This is a genomic window from Bradyrhizobium sp. 930_D9_N1_4, from assembly GCF_052076015.1.
Taxonomy (GTDB): Bacteria; Pseudomonadota; Alphaproteobacteria; order Rhizobiales; family Xanthobacteraceae; genus Bradyrhizobium.
In genome coordinates this window covers 3,945,724-3,962,798 of sequence record NZ_CP197236.1, presented here as the reverse complement: position 1 = coordinate 3,962,798, position 17,075 = coordinate 3,945,724, and the positions used below count along the sequence as shown (strand labels likewise).

General features: G+C 64.4%; 17 protein-coding genes. 12 read left to right on the top strand and 5 right to left on the bottom strand.

Going from position 1 to position 17,075, the window contains the following annotated elements; translation table 11 throughout:
* The first annotated feature begins 22 nt into the window (after nucleotides 1-22).
* Together AB7532_RS18640 and AB7532_RS18635 are read left to right on the top strand one after the other, a co-directional pair.
* A complete protein-coding gene (locus AB7532_RS18640; RefSeq protein WP_441236227.1) occupies nucleotides 23-670 on the top strand; it encodes a DJ-1/PfpI family protein in 648 nt (215 codons plus the stop codon).
* Nucleotides 671-767: 97 nt separating this feature from the next.
* Complete coding sequence (locus AB7532_RS18635; RefSeq protein WP_441236226.1) at nucleotides 768-959, top strand: hypothetical protein; 192 nt, start codon at nucleotides 768-770, stop codon at nucleotides 957-959.
* Between the two features lie 49 nt (nucleotides 960-1,008).
* Here the strand turns inward: AB7532_RS18635 and AB7532_RS18630 are convergent, their stop codons facing one another.
* The gene (locus AB7532_RS18630) at nucleotides 1,009-1,233 is read right to left on the bottom strand and encodes a hypothetical protein (protein ID WP_441236225.1); all 225 of its coding nucleotides are present in this window, start codon (nucleotides 1,231-1,233) and stop codon (nucleotides 1,009-1,011) included.
* A gap of 240 nt (nucleotides 1,234-1,473) precedes the next feature.
* On the opposite strand from AB7532_RS18630, the gene AB7532_RS18625 reads away from it, so the two are divergent.
* Nucleotides 1,474-1,791 carry a DUF1476 domain-containing protein gene (locus AB7532_RS18625; RefSeq protein WP_441236224.1) on the top strand — a complete coding sequence of 106 codons (318 nt, stop codon included), beginning with the start codon at nucleotides 1,474-1,476 and terminating at the stop codon, nucleotides 1,789-1,791.
* 51 nt (nucleotides 1,792-1,842) lie between these two features.
* Here the strand turns inward: AB7532_RS18625 and AB7532_RS18620 are convergent, their stop codons facing one another.
* Nucleotides 1,843-2,427, bottom strand: coding sequence for a TIGR00645 family protein (locus AB7532_RS18620; RefSeq protein ID WP_441236223.1), 585 nt, complete (start codon nucleotides 2,425-2,427; stop codon nucleotides 1,843-1,845).
* Between the two features lie 173 nt (nucleotides 2,428-2,600).
* Here AB7532_RS18620 and AB7532_RS18615 point away from each other — a divergent pair, with 173 nt between their 5' ends.
* Complete coding sequence (locus tag AB7532_RS18615; RefSeq protein WP_441236222.1) at nucleotides 2,601-2,891, top strand: hypothetical protein; 291 nt, start codon at nucleotides 2,601-2,603, stop codon at nucleotides 2,889-2,891.
* 29 nt (nucleotides 2,892-2,920) lie between these two features.
* Here AB7532_RS18615 and AB7532_RS18610 read toward each other — a convergent pair whose 3' ends face one another.
* Entirely contained in the window at nucleotides 2,921-3,049 is a 129-nt protein-coding gene (locus AB7532_RS18610) for a hypothetical protein (protein ID WP_441236221.1), read from the bottom strand.
* 804 nt (nucleotides 3,050-3,853) lie between these two features.
* On the opposite strand from AB7532_RS18610, the gene AB7532_RS18605 reads away from it, so the two are divergent.
* Nucleotides 3,854-4,780 carry a septal ring lytic transglycosylase RlpA family protein gene (locus AB7532_RS18605; protein WP_441236220.1) on the top strand — a complete coding sequence of 309 codons (927 nt, stop codon included), beginning with the start codon at nucleotides 3,854-3,856 and terminating at the stop codon, nucleotides 4,778-4,780.
* 76 nt (nucleotides 4,781-4,856) lie between these two features.
* Here the strand turns inward: AB7532_RS18605 and AB7532_RS18600 are convergent, their stop codons facing one another.
* Nucleotides 4,857-10,103 (bottom strand): IPT/TIG domain-containing protein, encoded by a 5,247-nt coding sequence (locus tag AB7532_RS18600; protein WP_441236219.1) that lies wholly within the window; start codon nucleotides 10,101-10,103, stop codon nucleotides 4,857-4,859.
* Nucleotides 10,104-10,629: 526 nt separating this feature from the next.
* Between AB7532_RS18600 and AB7532_RS18595 the strand changes: the two genes are divergently transcribed.
* The 4 genes from AB7532_RS18595 (at nucleotide 10,630) to AB7532_RS18580 (ending at nucleotide 12,955) form a co-directional block, all read left to right on the top strand.
* Nucleotides 10,630-11,166 (top strand): phage tail protein, encoded by a 537-nt coding sequence (locus tag AB7532_RS18595; RefSeq protein ID WP_441236218.1) that lies wholly within the window; start codon nucleotides 10,630-10,632, stop codon nucleotides 11,164-11,166.
* A gap of 114 nt (nucleotides 11,167-11,280) precedes the next feature.
* A complete protein-coding gene (locus AB7532_RS18590) occupies nucleotides 11,281-11,808 on the top strand; it encodes a phage tail protein (RefSeq protein ID WP_441236217.1) in 528 nt (175 codons plus the stop codon).
* Between the two features lie 37 nt (nucleotides 11,809-11,845).
* Complete coding sequence (locus AB7532_RS18585; RefSeq protein ID WP_441236216.1) at nucleotides 11,846-12,388, top strand: phage tail protein; 543 nt, start codon at nucleotides 11,846-11,848, stop codon at nucleotides 12,386-12,388.
* 9 nt (nucleotides 12,389-12,397) lie between these two features.
* Entirely contained in the window at nucleotides 12,398-12,955 is a 558-nt protein-coding gene (locus AB7532_RS18580) for a GNAT family N-acetyltransferase (protein WP_441236215.1), read from the top strand.
* On the opposite strand, the gene AB7532_RS18575 is transcribed toward AB7532_RS18580, so the two are convergent.
* Nucleotides 12,912-13,865, bottom strand: coding sequence for an alpha/beta fold hydrolase (locus AB7532_RS18575; RefSeq protein ID WP_441236214.1), 954 nt, complete (start codon nucleotides 13,863-13,865; stop codon nucleotides 12,912-12,914). The genes AB7532_RS18580 and AB7532_RS18575 overlap by 44 nt on opposite strands.
* A gap of 153 nt (nucleotides 13,866-14,018) precedes the next feature.
* Between AB7532_RS18575 and AB7532_RS18570 the strand changes: the two genes are divergently transcribed.
* From AB7532_RS18570 to AB7532_RS18560, 3 genes are read left to right on the top strand one after another with little or no spacing between them, the layout of a single operon-like run.
* Nucleotides 14,019-15,281, top strand: a complete 1,263-nt coding sequence (locus tag AB7532_RS18570; protein WP_441236213.1) for a D-alanyl-D-alanine carboxypeptidase family protein — start codon at nucleotides 14,019-14,021, stop codon at nucleotides 15,279-15,281.
* 2 nt (nucleotides 15,282-15,283) lie between these two features.
* Complete coding sequence (tmk, locus tag AB7532_RS18565) at nucleotides 15,284-15,970, top strand: dTMP kinase (RefSeq protein WP_441236212.1); 687 nt, start codon at nucleotides 15,284-15,286, stop codon at nucleotides 15,968-15,970.
* On the top strand, nucleotides 15,967-17,013 hold the full coding sequence (locus AB7532_RS18560) for a DNA polymerase III subunit delta' (protein ID WP_441236211.1): 1,047 nt from the start codon (nucleotides 15,967-15,969) through the stop codon (nucleotides 17,011-17,013). Before tmk ends, AB7532_RS18560 begins: the two co-directional genes overlap by 4 nt.
* Nucleotides 17,014-17,075 lie beyond the last annotated feature (62 nt).

Here is a 17,075-nt window from a genome sequence, read left to right as displayed (position 1 = left end):
TCGGCGGGGAGGATCGTTCGCCATGAAGATCGGTATCCCCGTCTATGACGGCGTCGACATGCTCGACGTCGCCGGCCCCTTCGAGATGTTCGACTGGGCCAATTTCGACGTCGAGATCGTCGCCGCCAAGCCGGGAATGAAGCGGTTTCGCAATCGGGGGTTTCCGTTCGAGGTCAAGAAGTCCTTCGCCGAATGCACCCAGTACGATGCCGTCTGGATTCCCGGCGGAGATCCGGCCGCACTCACCGAGATCATCAACGATCCGCACCGGACCTACTTTCATTTTCTGACCAGGCAAGCCGCCGGTGCCAAATTCATGTGCTCGGTTTGCGAGGGGGCGATGCTGTTCGCGGCGTCCGGCCTGCTGGACGGCTATTTCGCGACGACGCACTGGGCGTTCCTGGACTGCTTCCCGGCGCTGTTCCCGAAGGTGAAGGTTGCCGATGGACATCCGCGTTTCGTGCTGGATCGCAATCGTCTGACGGGTGGCGGAATCTCGGCCGGTCTCGACGAGGCGTTGATGCTGATCACGCTGCTCGGCGGCACGGAGCTGGCGCGCGAGGTCCAGCAGAACACCCAATACTATCCGGATCCGCCCGTTCGCAGCGCGATACCGGCCGCGCCGCAATGTCCTCTCACAGGCGTCAAACGGCCGGGCGTGAAGCAATAGGATAGAGCCCGAACCATTTGATAAATTGGAGTTTTGCCGGCCGGCTGAGGCCGGTTCGGTTCATGGAACCGTTTTCGGGTTCCCGCGTTGTCTCCGCATGACCGAAGACCTTTCCTTCCGACGCAAACCCTTGACCCCCGAGCAGCGCCAGGCGCGCGATGCCACACGCCGGATCGAGGCTGAAAAAGCCATGCGCGATCACGAAGAGGCGCAGAAGGCATTTTACGCCAACAAGGAACGGCTGAGAGCCGAACGCCTTGCGCGTGAAGCGACGCCGGAAAAGACCTGACCGCTTCAGCTGCTTGTAGCGATCCGGGCAATTCCTGATCGATGCCGGCTTAGTGCCGGTTCGAAACGCGGGTCGTGCTCAAGGCGAGCTTGAGTGCCTGGACGGCCCCTGCGAATGCGCCGCGAGGTGCTTGGGCCTCGATCGCTTCGGCTGCGATGCGGCAATCGTCGGCAACCTTGAGCAACCCGCTTCGCGCGAGATCCATGGTGGAGAGGGCGGCCTGTTCCAGGCAGACCCGCTCAAGTCGTCGAAACTCCCGCAGCTCTTTGTTCATGCGTCAGCTCGCGATGTCCTCGGGCCATCCCGCACCGAGTCCCCTTAACGAATGGTAAATATTGTGCCTAGCCGACCTGGCTGGCGCCGGGCTGGTGACGTGCACGCGCCGTGCCGCAGGCTTGACGGCGTTTGCCTTCCGGGAGGAAGATTCAAATGATCCCAAACTGACGAGAACCACGGAGACGTTCGCTCGCGGCAAGCCCGATCCTCATCAAGCGAAAACGCATTGGAGCTGACCATGACCACGTTCGACAAGCGCGAGCAGGGCTTTGAAGCCAGATTCGCCCACGACGAGGAGCTCATGTTCAAGGCCGCGGCCCGGTCCAACAAGCTGCTCGGGCTCTGGGCCGCAGGCCAGCTCGGGCTCAATGGTGAAGCTGCGGCAAGCTACGCAACCGCTCTGGTGACGGACAATCTGGAGAGCCAGACGATCAACGATGTCGTCGACAAGGTGTCAGGCGATCTCACTGGCAAGGGCGTGTCCCGCGAGCAGGTCGCACAGAAATTCCAGGAATGCCTTTATCAGGCGATTGCGCAGCTTGAGGCAAAGGCCTGAGCAGCACGCCTTGCGAGCCGGGCAGCCGGTTGCAGGGCAAGCGGGCGGCCCTCACTCCGCATGCTTGCGCATTCCGGACTCGCTGAGCTTGTCGACATAGGCAATGCCGATCGCGGACAGGATGAAAGTAATGTGGATCAGCACCTGCCACATCACGCCGGTCTCGGTAAAGCCGGCGCGGTTCGAGCCGAGATTGCCGGCCTCGATGAAGGTGCGTAGCAGCGCGATCGAGGAGATGCCGATGATGGCCATGGCGAGCTTGATCTTCAGCACGCTCGCATTGACGTGGCCAAGCCATTCCGGCTCGTCGGGATGGCCTTGCAGGTCGAGCCGCGAGACGAAGGTCTCGTAGCCGCCGACGATCACCATGACGAGCAGATTGGAGATCATCACGACGTCGATCAGCGCGAGTACGCTCATCATGATCTGCTGTTCGGTGAGATCGATTGCGTGCCAGGAGAGATGCCAGAGCTCCTTGAGGAACAGCACGATGTAGACGCACTGTGCGACGATCAGTCCGAGGTAGAGCGGCAATTGCAGCCAGCGCGAGCCGAAGATGATCATCGGCAGCAGGCCCAGGCCCAGGCGCGGCGCGGGCGGACGGGCTTCGGTCGTTGGTGCAGGCTCAGCCGACATTCAGGCAGTATCCTCGCCGGGGGATGATCTCGCCTCCATGTAGCCCGACAAGATGGCTGGCGGAAGACGCGAGGTGCGGTTGCTGCCTTTCACGGATGGTGCCGTCTCGTGTTAGCTTACCGAACCGCCGTTGCAGGATGGTTTGAATGGCGGCTTGGATCGGGAGACGGGGTGTGTCTCGAAGCAGCTTCGGCAGTTGGCCCGGCTTGGTCGCCCTTGCGGCCACGACCCTGATTGGCAGCGGCAGCGCCGAGGTGTCGGCGACGCCGCTGACGCCATTCCGCTACGAGGCGCAGGCGCAGCGTCATTGTCCGCACGACCAGGTGGTCTGGCTCGATTTCAAAAAGGGCGTCTACTACACCAGGAGCCAGAAACGATATCGCCAGGGCTTTGACGGCAGCTTCGTCTGCCTCAGCGAAGCCCGCGACGGCTTCTATCGCCGCTCGCTATTGGGGCTGCGCTGAGCGCGTCCGGCGTCCGAAGACGAGCCCGGCTATTTCCCGCCCGGCAGCTTCACCGGCACATGCGCGGACGTGCTGATCACCCTGGGACTACCGTCGGGATAGGTGCGGTCGCCGCGGATCAGCGATTCCAGAACCAGGAAAAATTTCTCAGCAAGCATTTGCGTCACCTTCGTTGGTGATGGCCTCTTGAAATGAGTCGAGGCGCCGAATGCAGAAATTCAATCAACTAAACGGGAGCAGGGCAATCCAAAACACATCGCATGCTGCATCGCGGTGTAGTTGTAGTTAGAAAAGAGAAAAGTGGTGGTAGCGCTCAGGCGAAAGCCAGCGCCACGAGGCTCGAGCAGAGCAGGACCAATCCGCCTGCGGTCAATGCCAGGAAGCTATCGGATACGAGGTCATGGTTGCGCATGGGACACCTGCCGCTCTCGTCTTCGATGCTCGGTCGGATTGATTAAAATTGTCCGAACGAGCCGTCTTGAAAGAGGTGATGCTTGCCGTCCGCGCGAATGCCCTCAGGCCCTCGAGCGGTAACCTTCGAACGCATGGGCCAAGAAGATCCCCGCGCTTACCAAACCCATCAGTGCCGAAACCGTCTCGATCATCGTTAAATTCCAGATCCTGCCCTTGCATGCGAGAAAACGCGTGCGGCCTTGCACAGTCAAAAGAATTCCAGGGAAGTTCGCGACAATGGGGGTGGAGTGAGGATTTGGCGCAACAGAATGTCCAGGACTGGCACATGGCCGGCGCCATCGCTCCGTAGATCAACGGGGAGAAGCGAACGTCCCGTTTACCATCCCGGCGGGATCGCTGGGGGCTCCCCATTTCCGCCGTGTTCGGGTTGCGTTATCCTTACTGCGTCTGACGCGGTGGTGGGCCGCCTCGGGCGAGAAGGGCCGGACAGCGCTCCCCGTAGCCAAAGCGGGTTGGGTACGCCTCCGGCGAAGTGGTATTTGGGGCGCATGGGGATCCGACAGTCAGATTCGGTTTTGCGGGCCGTGCGCGGTGTTGCGGCGGTCGCGACCTGCCTTGCGCTCGCCAATTGCGCGTCCTCCAACAAATTCGCCAGCCGGGTCGATCCGAAATACGGGGTGTCCTCGAGCCCACGTGTTGTGGCGGCTGGAGACCCCGTCCCCAAGGGCGGCGGCACCTACCGCATCGGCAAGCCTTATGTCGTGGCCGGCAAGACCTACGTGCCGGAGGAAGACGTCAACTACCGCGCCGAGGGCATGGCGTCCTGGTACGGCGACGACTTCCACGGCCGCCTGACCGCCAATGGCGAAGTGTTCGACATGACATCGCTGACGGCGGCGCATCCGACCCTGCCGATGCCGTCCTACGCGCGGGTCACCAATATCTCGAACGGCAAGTCGCTCGTCGTGCGCGTCAACGACCGCGGGCCTTATCACGGCAACCGGCTCATCGACGTCTCGAACAAAGCTGCCGAACTGCTTGAATTCAAAGGCAATGGCGTCGCCAAGGTCCGTGTCGAATATGTCGGCCGGGCGCCGCTCGAAGGCTCCGACGACCGCCAGCTGATGGCGACCCTGCGTACCGGGATTCCGGCGCCGTCGCCCTCGATGGTCCGGGTCGCTTCGGCAAGACCCTTCGTACCGGAGCTGGCGTCGTCAAACCGGGGCAGCATTCGCGGCGATGTCCCGATGCCGGAGGGGCGACCGTACAATCTCGGCAACACCTCCGCCGACATGGCCTCGCTCAATGCGACCTCGGAGATGTCGGCCTCGAGCCGCAGCCGGGGCCGGGCGCTCCAGAACGCCCGTGCCGTGTCCTATGAGCAGGACGGCCGCTATGCAGCCGAGAATGCTGCGCCGTCGGCTGACGGCGCCGCCGAGGCCCGCAGCATCCTGAGCGGCCGCGGCCTCTACTAAGTCTAGACAGTAAGGGCACAGGCAGATCTGGCTGGCGGCAAGGTGCCGTCACCCCCGGTGATCAGTCCATTGGACGTCAGAACGGAATGCGCGCGCGTCCCGAGAACGTCCAGATCTGCGTGTTGCCGCCGATGCCGCCGAGTTCGGCGCCGAAGCCGACCGTGGCTCCGCCCGCGAGCCTTGCACCGATGCCGCCTGTGACACGCGCCGACCAGCCCTGGAGCAGCGGCGTGGACGCCAGCGGGATGCCGCCCGCGGCGACGATCGCGGCTGCATCGTCCTGGGTGAAGTAGTAGTCGGCATAGACGCCGGCATAGGGCAGCAGCAGCACGCTATCGAGCCATGGCACGGGATAGGAGACCCTGTTGCCCGCCGAGGCGCGGCCGCTGGAGAAGGTGCGGGCGGCCTGCAGGGTGCCGAGCGAATCCGTGTAGGCGTTCTCATGCTCCCACAGCGCGTAGACTTTGGCCGACGGCTCGATATTGAAATTGGCCCAATTGTAGCTACCGGTGAAGCCGGTCGCGAACATCCAGCGATTGCCGTTGAAATTGCCCTGAGCCGTGCCGGCGGTGCCGTCATAGCCGATGCCGGAATAGGTGACCGCCGCGTCGTAGCGCAGCGTCGGGATGATCTTCCAGCCGAGATAGGCGCCGACGGTCCAGCCGTCGCCCTTCAGCTTTCCGTTGATGTCGGTCTGGGTGTAGCTGAAATTCTCATAGCCGCCGGTCACACCGACCAGCAGGTTCGGCGCCGCCCTGTAGGTGAGGCCCGAGAGCAGGTTGATCTGCTGGCCGTAGAGCGTGGCCTGGCCGACGCCCTGACCGATGTTGGCGGATGACCCCCAGCGGTCGATGCCGGTCCCGCGCACGTCGACCCAGAACAGCCAGTCCTTCTGCTGCCTGAAGCGCGCAATCGGCGCCTTGGTTGGCGAGGCCCGATCAATCGCGGCGAAGGCGTCGTCGATCCGCGAGGCGCCGCGCGTCCCGCGACCGCTCCGGCCGGAGCTTCCATTGCCGGCATAGGCATTGGCCCCCTGGGGCGAGGCTCCCTGGGAAGCGGACCCGGGCTTGTCGTCGTCGTCACCATCGGGCGCGGCGGCGAAATTGACGCGCAGCCCGCCGGCGCCCGGCGTGATGTATTGCCCGCCGGCGCTGAAGCCCTCGGAGATCGCGGTGTCGATCGCACCGGAGATCGCCTGTCCCGAGCTCTGCGCCACGATCTTGGTGACGTTGAGCTGGAGCGCGCGCAGCTTGGCGCTGTCGGCGGGAATGTCGACAGACTGGTTCAGGGCCGGAGAGGTCGAGGCGTTGAAGGCAGGACTGCCGTTATAGGTCGCGGTGATGGTGTGATTGCCGACGGCGAGCGTCGTCGTCGCAAAGGTGGCGACGCCGGCCGCCAGCGTGGACGTGCCGATCGGCGTACCGCCGTCGTTGAAGGTCACCGTTCCCGTCGGCGTGCCGCCGGTGCTGCTGACGGTGGCTGTGAACGTGACCGACTGGCCGTAGCTGCTAGGATTTTGCGACGAGGTGAGACCCGTTGCCGTCGTGGCGGAGAGATAATTGAACCTGTCCGCAGCCGAGGTGGGCGACGTGCCGCCCACCGTCGTCACGGTGACATCGACCGTGCCGACGCCGGCCGGTGAGGTTGCCGTGATCGAGGTCGCCGAGTTCACCGTGAAGCTGGTCGCATTGTTGGCGCCGAACTTTACCGCGGTGGCACCCGTGAAGCCGTTGCCCGTGATCGCCACCGATGTGCCGCCCAGCGCGGGGCCGGAGGTCGGCGAGATCGACGTGACCGACGGGGCGGGCGTGAAGCTGAACTGATCCGACGCCGATGTCGCCGACGTTCCGCCCGGTGTCGTCACGGTGACATCGATCGTGCCGGTGCCGGCGGGCGAGGTCGCCGTGATCGAGGTAGCCGAATTGACCGTGAAGCTCGCGGCATTGGTTGCGCCGAATTTGACGGCGGTCGCACCCGTGAACGCGGAGCCGGTGATCGTGACCGTGGTGCCGCCTGTTGCGGGCCCTGCATTCGGTGCGACCGACGTGACCGCCGGCGCTGCGGCGTAGCTGAATTGATCTGCGGCGGAAGTGGCCGACGTTCCGCCTGGCGTCGTGACCGTGAGGTCAACCGTGCCCGCTCCGGCAGGGGAGGTTGCAGTGATGGAAGTGGCCGAATTGACCGTGAAGCTGGTTGCGTTGGTCGCGCCGAATTTCACGACTGTCGTGCCGGTGAAATTGGTGCCCGTCACAGTCACCGACGTTCCGCCGGCGAGTGGGCCGGCCGCCGGCGAAATCGACGTCACCGTCGGCGTGCCGAAATAGGTGAACTGGTCAGCCGCCGAGGTTGCGGACGTGCCGCCCGTGGTGGTCACCCTGACGTCCACGACACCGACCCCGGCCGGCGAGGTCGCGGTGATCTGCGTCGCCGAATTGACTGTGAAGCCCGCGGCGGCCGTTGCGCCGAAATTCACGGCGGTCGCACCCGAGAGATTGGTGCCGGTAATGGTAACAGTCGTGCCGCCGGCCGCCGGTCCGAGGGTCGGCGAGATCGAGGTGACAGTTGGCGCCGGGACATAGGTGAATTGATCGGCCCCCGACGTTGCCGACGTGCCGCCAGGGTTGGTCACCCGGATGTCCACTGTGCCGGCTCCCGCCGGCGAGGTCGCGGTGATCTGGGTTGCCGAATTGACGGTAAAGCCTGACGCCGCGGTGGCGCCGAATATGACGGCTGTCGTGGTCGAGAAGCCCGTGCCCGTGATCGTAACTGTGGTGCCGCCGGTGGACGGGCCCGAGATCGGCGAGACCGAGGTCACGGTCGGCGCAGCAATATAGGTGAACTGATCCGCTGCGGAGGTTGCCGACGTGCCGCCCGTGGTCGTCACTCTGACGTCGACGGTGCCGGTGCCCGCGGGGGAGGTCGCCGTGATCTGGGTCCCCGAATTGACGGTGAAGCCGGTCGCTGGCGTCGCGCCGAAAGTCACCGCCGTCGCTCCCGACAGATTGGAACCGGTGATGATCACCGTCGTGCCGCCGGCCAGCGGGCCCGATGTCGGCGAGATCGACGTGACTGTCGGCGGGCCGATATAGGTGAACTGGTCCGCCGCCGAAGTCGCCGACGTTCCGCCCGGGGTCGTGACCCTGACATCGACGACGCCGGTGCCGGCCGGCGAGGTCGCGGTGATCGACGTCGCCGAATTGAAGGTGAAGCCGGTGGCAGCGCTCCCGCCGAACGACACGGCCGTGACGCCCGTGAAGTTGGTGCCGGTGATCGTCACCGTGGTGCCGCCGGCCGTGGGACCTGCGATGGGCGAGATCGACGTGACGGTGGGCGCGGGGATGTAGGTGAACTGGTCCGCGGCCGAGGTCGCAGATGTACCTCCAACGGTTGTGACGCGGACGTCCACCGTGCCGGTGCCGGACGGTGAGGTCGCGGTGATTTGTGTTGCCGAATTAACGGTGAAGCCGGTCGCTGCCGTCGCGCCAAAAACCACGGCCGTGGCGCCGGAGAAGTTGGTGCCGGTGATCGTGACGGTCGTGCCGCCACCTCCGGGCCCGCTGATCGGTGAGATCGAGGTGACGGTCGGTGCAGGGACGTAGGTGAATTGATCGGCGGCCGACGTCGCGGTCGTCCCGCCTGGTGTCGTGACGGTGACGTCAACGGTGCCCGTGCCGGCCGGCGACGTTGTGGTGATCTGGGTCGCTGAATTGACGGTGAAACCGATCGCCGCTGTTCCACCGAACGCGACAGCCGTCGCGCCTGACAGATTCGTGCCGGTGATGATCACCGTTGTGCCGCCGGTCGTAGGACCTGCGGTCGGCGAAATCGAGGTGACTGTCGGCGGCGCAAAATAGGTGAACTGGTCCGCTCCTGATGTCGCCGACGTTCCGCCCGGGGTCGTGACCCTGACATCCACGACGCCGGTGCCGACCGGCGAGGTCGCGGTAATCGACGTCGCCGAATTGAACGTGAAGCCGGTGGCAGCGCTCCCGCCGAACGACACGGCCGTGACGCCGGTGAAGTTGGTACCCGTGATCGTGATCGATGTGCCGCCGGCCGTCGGACCCGAGGTCGGCGAAATCGAGGTGACGGTGGGGGCGGGAATATAGGTGAACTGGTCCGCCGCCGAGGTCGCCGACGTGCCGCCAACGGTCGTCACCCGCACATCCACCGTGCCGGTGCCTGCCGGAGATGTCGCAGTGATCTGGGTAGCCGAATTGACGGTGAAGCCGGTCGCTGCGGTCGCGCCAAAAACCACGGCCGTGGCGCCGGAGAAGTTGGTGCCGGTGATCGTGACGGTCGTGCCGCCACCTCCGGGCCCGCTGGGCGGTGAGATCGAGGTGACGGTCGGCGCGGCGACGTAGGTGAATTGATCGGCGGCCGACGTCGCCGACGTGCCGCCGGGTGTTGTGACGGTGACGTCAACGGTGCCCGTGCCGGCCGGCGACGTTGCGGTAATCTGGGTCGCTGAATTGACGGTGAAACCGGTCGCCGCTGTTCCACCGAACGCGACAGCCGTCGCGCCTGACAGATTCGTGCCGGTGACAATCACCGTTGTGCCGCCGGTCGTAGGACCCGCAGCCGGCGTAATCGAGGTGACCGTTGGCGGGTTGACGTAGGTGTACTGGTCAGCGGCCGATGTCGCAGAGGTGACGCCGGCATTGGTGACGGTGACGTCGATGGTACCGGCGCTGCCGGCCGGCGCGACCGCCGTGATCTGCGTCGCGGAGTTGACAATGTAGCTGGTGGCATTGGTGGCGCCGAACTTGACGCCGCCGGCGCCGGTCGTGCCGGTAAAATTCGCGCCGGTGATGACGACGCTGTTGCCGCCCGCGACCGGTCCCGAGGTCGGAGAGACAGCCGTGACCGATGGCGTCGGCAGGTTGACAGTGATCGTAAAGGACGTGTCGGTCAGCGCGGTCGCGAAATTGCACTGGTTGGCCACCGTGCAGGCGCTCGCGTACCAGATCGTGATCGTGTCGGTTCCACCGCCCGATTGCGAGTTGAGCGTGATGTCGTATTCGGGAAACGACGTGAACCCGCCATCCGGCACGGGAACGATCGTGTACGTCCCCTTGCTCCCCGTGTAGCTCAGATTTGTCGGTGTGAGCCCGCCCGCCGTCATCGGGTAATTGTTGAAGGCGTCGACGCCGGGGTTGGTGCCATTCGACGAGCCATAAAGGCCCCACGCCACGGTATTGTTGGTGACGCAAAGACCGACGGTGTTTCCGCCGCCGGTGCCGTTGATCGTGATCGTTGCAGCGCTTGTCGAGCCGGTCGTGACGTTGCACGCCGCATTCGCTGCCGCGGTGGCACCGATCAACAGGATGGCCGCGAAGCAGAGGCTTTGAACCGCGCGCCAAAAAGTCCCCAATATGCGCCAATGTCCGGACCGGCTGCTGTGCGCCGAGCCCGCCAATTCCCCGGTTACTTCTGGCACGGCCACAGCAATTGCGTGACTCACCGGCCCCCCTCGCGGCAGCCCCCAAGAAGAGAGCCTCCGCCCTGAAATCCCTGATTGTGTAATTATTCGCGTATATTCTTGCGTGTATTTAGGAGGGGAGGCCGCAAACAAATGCAAGCGCGCGCAGGTCCTGAACGGCCCGAAACCCTACCCCCGAGCACTACTTTCCGGCGAAGCGTTGCATTGCGGCAACAAATGCGTGCTTGAGTAACAATTGCCGCAATCACATCAGGATGATTTACGGTTGTGCTCGCTTGACTGTCGACGCAGGCTGTTTAACAATCTCAACGAGTGGGCCGTTCAAAATTCATTCTTTAATTTAAGTCGCGCCGTCGTCGTTCGCATCGTCACACGACAGGTCACCTGATTTTTTGGGGGAGGAGTTATGCCGTACCAGCCTGTTTTGGGGCAGATCATGCCTTTCGCCGGCGCCGTGATTCCCAGAGGCTGGGCGCTGTGCAACGGCGCGCAGCTGGCGATCCAGACCAATCAGGCGCTGTTCTCGCTGCTCGGCACCTACTATGGCGGCAATGGCGTGACAACGTTCTGCCTACCGGATCTTCGCGGCCGTGCCATCCTCGGTTCGAGCGGCGGCGCCGGCGCATATCCGGTCGGCATGATCAGCGGATCGGTGACGGTCAACATGACCGGTCTTCAGCTGCCGCAGCACAATCACATGATCCAGGCGACGGCTGCGAACGGCCAGGGGCGCGGCGCTACGCCCGAGAACAATATTTTTGCGACAAGCACGGCCCCCGTCGGGAAAAACATCTTCCTGGCTGCCGGAAATGCCGAGACCCCGCTGGCGACCGGCACCAATTTGCTGAACGAGGGCGGCGGCCAGCCGCACAACAACATGCAGCCCTATCTCGTCATCAGCTATTTGATCGCGATGCAGGGCCTCTACCCATCGCGAAACTAGAGCTTCCGGGAGCGGGTTTCCGCAAACCGGATCAACTTCAACGCTTCGACCAATCGCGCGTCACGTCCATCGGCACAGCCGGGCTGGCGCGCATAGAGAGAGGGACGTTTTGCGATGGCAGATCCATTTATCGGCGAGATACGTCTGTTTGGCTTTGCGCGGATTCCGAATGATTGGATGGCCTGTGCGGGGCAGTCGCTGCCGATCTCGCAATACGACACCCTTTATGCGGTCATCGGTACCACCTACGGCGGCGACGGCGTGCAGACCTTCAATCTTCCTGACCTGCGCGGTCGCGTGCCGATCGGCCAGGGGACTGGACAGGGCCTTCCCACCTATACGATGGGTCAGATTGCGGGACAGGAAGAGCATACGCTGATTGAAGCGGAAATGCCGGTGCACAGCCATTCGCTGATGTCCTCGACGGCCACCGCCGACACGGCAACGCCGGGGGCGACCGTACACCTGGCGACGTCTTCATCCGGCAATCTCTATTCTCCGATTGCGAATGCCGCTCCCTACTTGGCGATGGCTCCCTGTGTCACCACGGCAGGCAGGAGCATCGCACATGACAACATGATGCCGACCGTCGTCGCCAACTACTGCATCTGCATCAACGGCATTTTCCCGTCACAGGGTTAGGCCACGCCCGTACTGTGTCTGTCTTGAGGAAAGCAACATGTCAGATCCTTTCGTCGGCGAAATTCAGGTATTTCCGTTTGCCTTTGCGGTTGGCGGCTTCAACAATATCTGGCTGCCTTGCTTCGGACAGGTCGTCGCCATTCAAGCCTTTACTCCGCTGTATGCGCTGATCGGCACCAACTATGGCGGCAACGGCACGACCAACTTCGCCTTGCCCAATCTGAACGGCTCGGTCGCGATCAGCCAGGGGAACGGGCCAGGACTTCAGCCGCGCGTGGTCGGTGAGGTCGTCGGCAGCTCACAAGTCAGCCTGACCGGCGACAACATGGCGATGCACACGCACACGCTCCAGCTTGGCAGCGGCACCGCACAGAACGCCGCGCCCGGCCCCGGGACGGGAATGAACATGGTCGCGCTCAATCCGCTGTTCAACGGCTTCGTGGATCCGCCCGGTAATCTCACCTTTTCGCCCAACGCCGTGACGTTCACCGGGCAGGGTCTGCCTCACGACAACATGCAGCCGACCCAGGCCCTGATCTACTGCATCGCCACTGCGGGAATATTTCCAAGCTTCCAATAACGCGTGGGCATGAGCGACGACGGCGCGCCGTTCGGCCTGGTCCCGAGCGATCCGGATTTGCGACTGCGGCCCAGCCGTCCCTCTGACGCGTCGTTCATGCGGCAGCTCTTCAGCGAGGTCAGGGGCGGGCAATTCACCGCCGCAGGACTGTCCGGGCCGATACTCGAGCAGATCGTCGAGCAACAATTCCGCAGCCAGGCGGCCGGCTATGCCGCGCAATACCCCGATGCGATCTCGTGGGTCGTCACGCGAAACGAGACCGAGATCGGCCGGCTGCTGCTCCATTGCGCCGGCGAGTCCTGGCATATCATCGATATCGCGCTGCTGCCGGCCGAGTGCGGTCGCGGTCTCGGCTCGGAGATATTCGATGCACTTGAAGCCAGTGCGCACCAGAGAGGGATCACGGCGCTGACGCTCTCGGTGCTTGCGAGCAATTCGGCAGCGCGCCGGTTCTATCTGCGGCGGGGATTTGCCGAAGCCGGGGAAGCCGGCGCGGCGCACATCGCGATGAGAAAAATCTCGCCTAGCGCGCCGCCTCGCGCAGAAACTTCAGCAGCGCGGCGTTGACCTCGTCGGGCCGCTCCTGCTGCACCCAATGGCCCGCGCCCTCGATGATCAGTTTTCGCGTGAGGTTGGGCAGCACGCGCTCAAGCTCGTTGACGCGCTTGGCGCCGATCAGGCCGGTGATGACGGCGTCTTTCGAGCCGGCGATGAACAGCGAGGGCTGGTGGATTTGCGCGTCCTGCCAGGGCGCCGTCAGCTCCCAGTTGCGATCGAGATTGCGATACCAGTTCAGCCCGCCGCGGAAACCGGACTTGCGGAAGGTCTCGGTGAAATAGGCGAGGTCGGCTTCGCTGAGCCAAGCCGGCAGCGGCTCCTCGGGGGTGCCGTGGCCGAGAAAACCCTTGCCGTCCTGCACGAACATCGCGGCGCTGGGATCGGCGAGCCCGCGGCCACCGAGCACGATGCGCATGGTGCGAGCGACGTCATCTTCGAACTCGGCCTCGGCGACGCCGGGTGTCTGAAAATACTGCCAGTAGAAATTGGTGACGCCGTTCGCGCGCAACAGGTCGAGCGGCTTGCCGCGGCCGCGGAACGGCGGCGGCACGCTGAGACCCGCGACCGCCGTGAAGATGTCAGGCCGGAACAGCGCCGCATGCCACGCAACCGGCGCGCCCCAGTCGTGGCCGACCACCATGGCCTTGCTCTCGCCGAGGGCCTGCACCAGGCCGACGATGTCACCGACCGTGTCGAAGATCGAGTAGGCGGCGACGTCTGCCGGCGCTGCGCTCTGGCCGTAGCCGCGCATATCGGGGGCGACGACGTGGAAGCCGGCGTCCGCCAGCGCCGGAATCTGGTGGCGCCAGGAGTAAGACAATTCCGGCCAGCCGTGGCACAGCACCACCAGCGGACCCTGGCCCGCTTCGCGGATGAACAGATCGATCCCGTTGGCCTTGATCACGCGTGTGGACGACATCGCTTTTCCGCCTTGTTTCAGGGGTTTGGTCGATAAATATGAGGTCCCACGATAGGGGCGCGGCGAGAATCGTGCAATCTCGGGTTCCGGCGGCCAGCCCTGTGTTGTTCGCGCCGGTTCCTGCTGTTAGAACGCCGCTCTCAGGGCTTGGCCATGGCATTTCGTCTCTCTCCGCTACGTCGCAACCGGTTTCCCGCCGGAGCGTTGGCGCGCGCGCTGATTGCGACGGTTCTGGCGGCGAGCATCGGCTGGGGCGGGGCGATCTACGCCGCCAACCAGAGCGTCCAGGGCGCCAAGAAAGCGGAAGAGTCCGGCTTCGATGGCGATGCGCCGACCGCCATCCTGATCGAGGCCTCCTCCGGCAGCGTGCTGTTCGAGAAGAACGCCGACGAGCTGCGCGCGCCGTCCAGCATGATGAAGCTGATGACGGCCGAGGTCGTCTTCAACGCCATCAAGAAGGGCGACATGAAGCTGACCGACGAGTACCGGATCAGCGAGAATGCCTGGCGCAAAGGTGGCGCGCCCTCGGGCGGCTCGACCATGTTCGCCGCGATCAACAGCAAGGTCTCGGTCGACGACCTCCTGCATGGCGCGATCATCCAGAGCGGCAATGACGCCTGCATCGCTCTGGCCGAAGGCATCGCCGGCAACGAGAAGATCTTTGCCGCCGACTTCATGACCAAGCGCGCCCGCGAGCTCGGCATGACGAGATCGACATTCGGCAATTCCAACGGCCTGCCTGACCCCGGCAACAAGATGACGGTGCGCGAGCTCGGCATCCTCGCGCGGCACATCATTCTCGACTTCCCCGAATTCTACAAACTGTTCGGCGAGAAAGAATTCACCTGGAACAAGATCCGCCAGCCCAACCGCAATCCGCTGCTCAATTCAATGGAAGGTGCTGACGGGCTGAAGACCGGCTTCACCAAGGAAGGCGGCTACGGCATGGTCGGCTCGGCCGTGCAGAACGGCACGCGGCTGGTCGTCGTCGTCAACGGGCTCGAAGACCCCGAGGACCGCGCCACCGAAGCCAAGAAGATGCTGGAATGGGGCTTTCGCAATTTCGAGACCCGCGCGCTGATCGCCGCCGACCAGCCGGTCGGCTACGCAAAAGTGTTCGGTGGCGAGAGCCGCTCGGTGAAGCTCGTCGCCAAGACACCCGTGAAGGTGATGGTGCACAAGAACGGCAGCGACAAGCTGATCGCCCGCGTCGTCTATAGCGGCCCGGTGCGCGCGCCGGTCGAGGCTGGCCAGAAAGTCGGCGTGGTCAGGGTCTGGCGCAGCGGTAACATCGCGGTGGAGACGCCGGTCTATGCCGCCGAGGCCGTTGGCACTGGCTCGACCGTGCGGCGTGCCATCGACGGCGCCAGCGAACTTGTGATCGGCATGTTCCGCGCAGGCGCCGAGAAGCTCTGATCATGAGTGAGAGTGCGGGAAAACGGCCGTCCGGACGTGGACGCTTCATCACCTTTGAAGGCGGTGAGGGGACCGGCAAGTCGACCCAGATCAAGAAGCTCGCCGACCGGCTCAATGCGGCGAGGATGCGCACCCTCGTCACGCGCGAGCCCGGCGGCTCGCCGGGTGCCGAAATCATGCGTCACCTCGTGCTCTCGGGGATGGGCAAGCTGCTCGGGCCCGAAGCCGAAACCCTGTTGTTTGCCGCGGCCCGCGACGACCATGTCCGCACCGTCATCGAGCCTGCGCTCAATCGGGGCGCCTGGGTGTTGTGCGATCGTTTCGCCGACTCGACGCGCGCCTATCAGGGCAGCCTCGGCCAGGTGCCGGCCGGCCTCATCAACGCGATGCAGCGGGTCACGATCGGCGATCTTAAGCCGGATCTCACCATCATCCTGGACTTGCCGGTCGAGATCGGCTTGCAGCGCGCCGCCGTCCGTCGCGGCAGCGGCACGCCTGACCGGTTCGAGGGCGAGAAGCTCGGCTTTCATCAAGGCCTGCGTGAGGCCTATCGCAAGATCGCCGCGGACGAACCTGATCGCTGCGTGCTGATCGATGCCAATTCCGATCCCGACACGGTCGCCGGCCGCGTCTGGACCGCGTTGCGCGATCGGCTCCTGCCGACGCCCGCATCGGTGGTGTCGGCATGAGCCCGCGTCAAGTCGAGCGCGAAAGCGCCATTCCGCACCCGCGCGAGACATCGACGCTGTACGGCCATCGCGAGGCTGAAACAGCACTGCTGGCGGCCTATCGCAGCGGGCGCATTCCGCACGCCTGGCTGATCGGGGGACCGCAAGGGATCGGCAAGGCGACGCTGGCCTATCGCATGGCGCGCTTCGTGCTCGCCCATGGCCAGCCGCTGGCGTCTGCCGTGCAGGACTTCGAGACGCTCGCGATCGATCCTGACGATCCCGTGGCGCGTCAAGTCGCAGCGGAGTCTCACGGCGGTCTGCTGACGCTGGAACGCACCGCCAACGACCGCGGCGTGATGCGCACCGTCATTACCGTGGACGAGACGCGCGAGACGATTGGTTTCTTCGGCTCGACCGCTGCTGCCGAGGGTTGGCGCGTCTGCATCGTTGACACCGTCGACGAGCTCAATCCGAATGCGGCCAACGCGCTGCTGAAGATCCTCGAAGAGCCGCCGCAGCAATCGCTGTTCCTGCTGGTGAGCCACGCGCCGGCGCGCGTGCTCGCCACAATTCAGTCACGTTGCCGCAAGCTGCGTCTGCGCTCGCTCGACACGGACGATGTCATCAGTGCGGCCGCCGGAGCGGCGGATCTTGCTCCGACGGATCTCGCCCTGCGTGAGGCGGCGGAGGCTTCCGAGGGCAGCGTCGCGCGGGCGCTGACCCTGATGGGCGGCGATGCGCTGAAACTCCAGCAGCGCACGGCGGCGATGCTGGCGCGACTGCCGCAGGTCGATCCGCGCGAATTGCACACGCTCGGCGATTCGCTTCCCACCAATGACCGCGTCGCGCTCGCGGCCTTCATCGACGGCATCGATCGTTGGATCGCGGAACGCCTGCATGCCGACGAAGCCAATGCGAACCAGAACCTGCCGCGCCTTGCGCGCCTAGCCGAGGTATGGGAAAAGATCGTCCGCGCCGCGCGCGACACCGAAACCTACAATCTGGAGCGAAAGCCCTTGGTTTTCTCGGTGTTCGGCTGGCTGGCGGATGCAACGCGCTAGAGCATGATCCGGAAACCTGGGCAGCGGTTTTCCGAGAGGATCAGGCTCTGAACAATGATCGA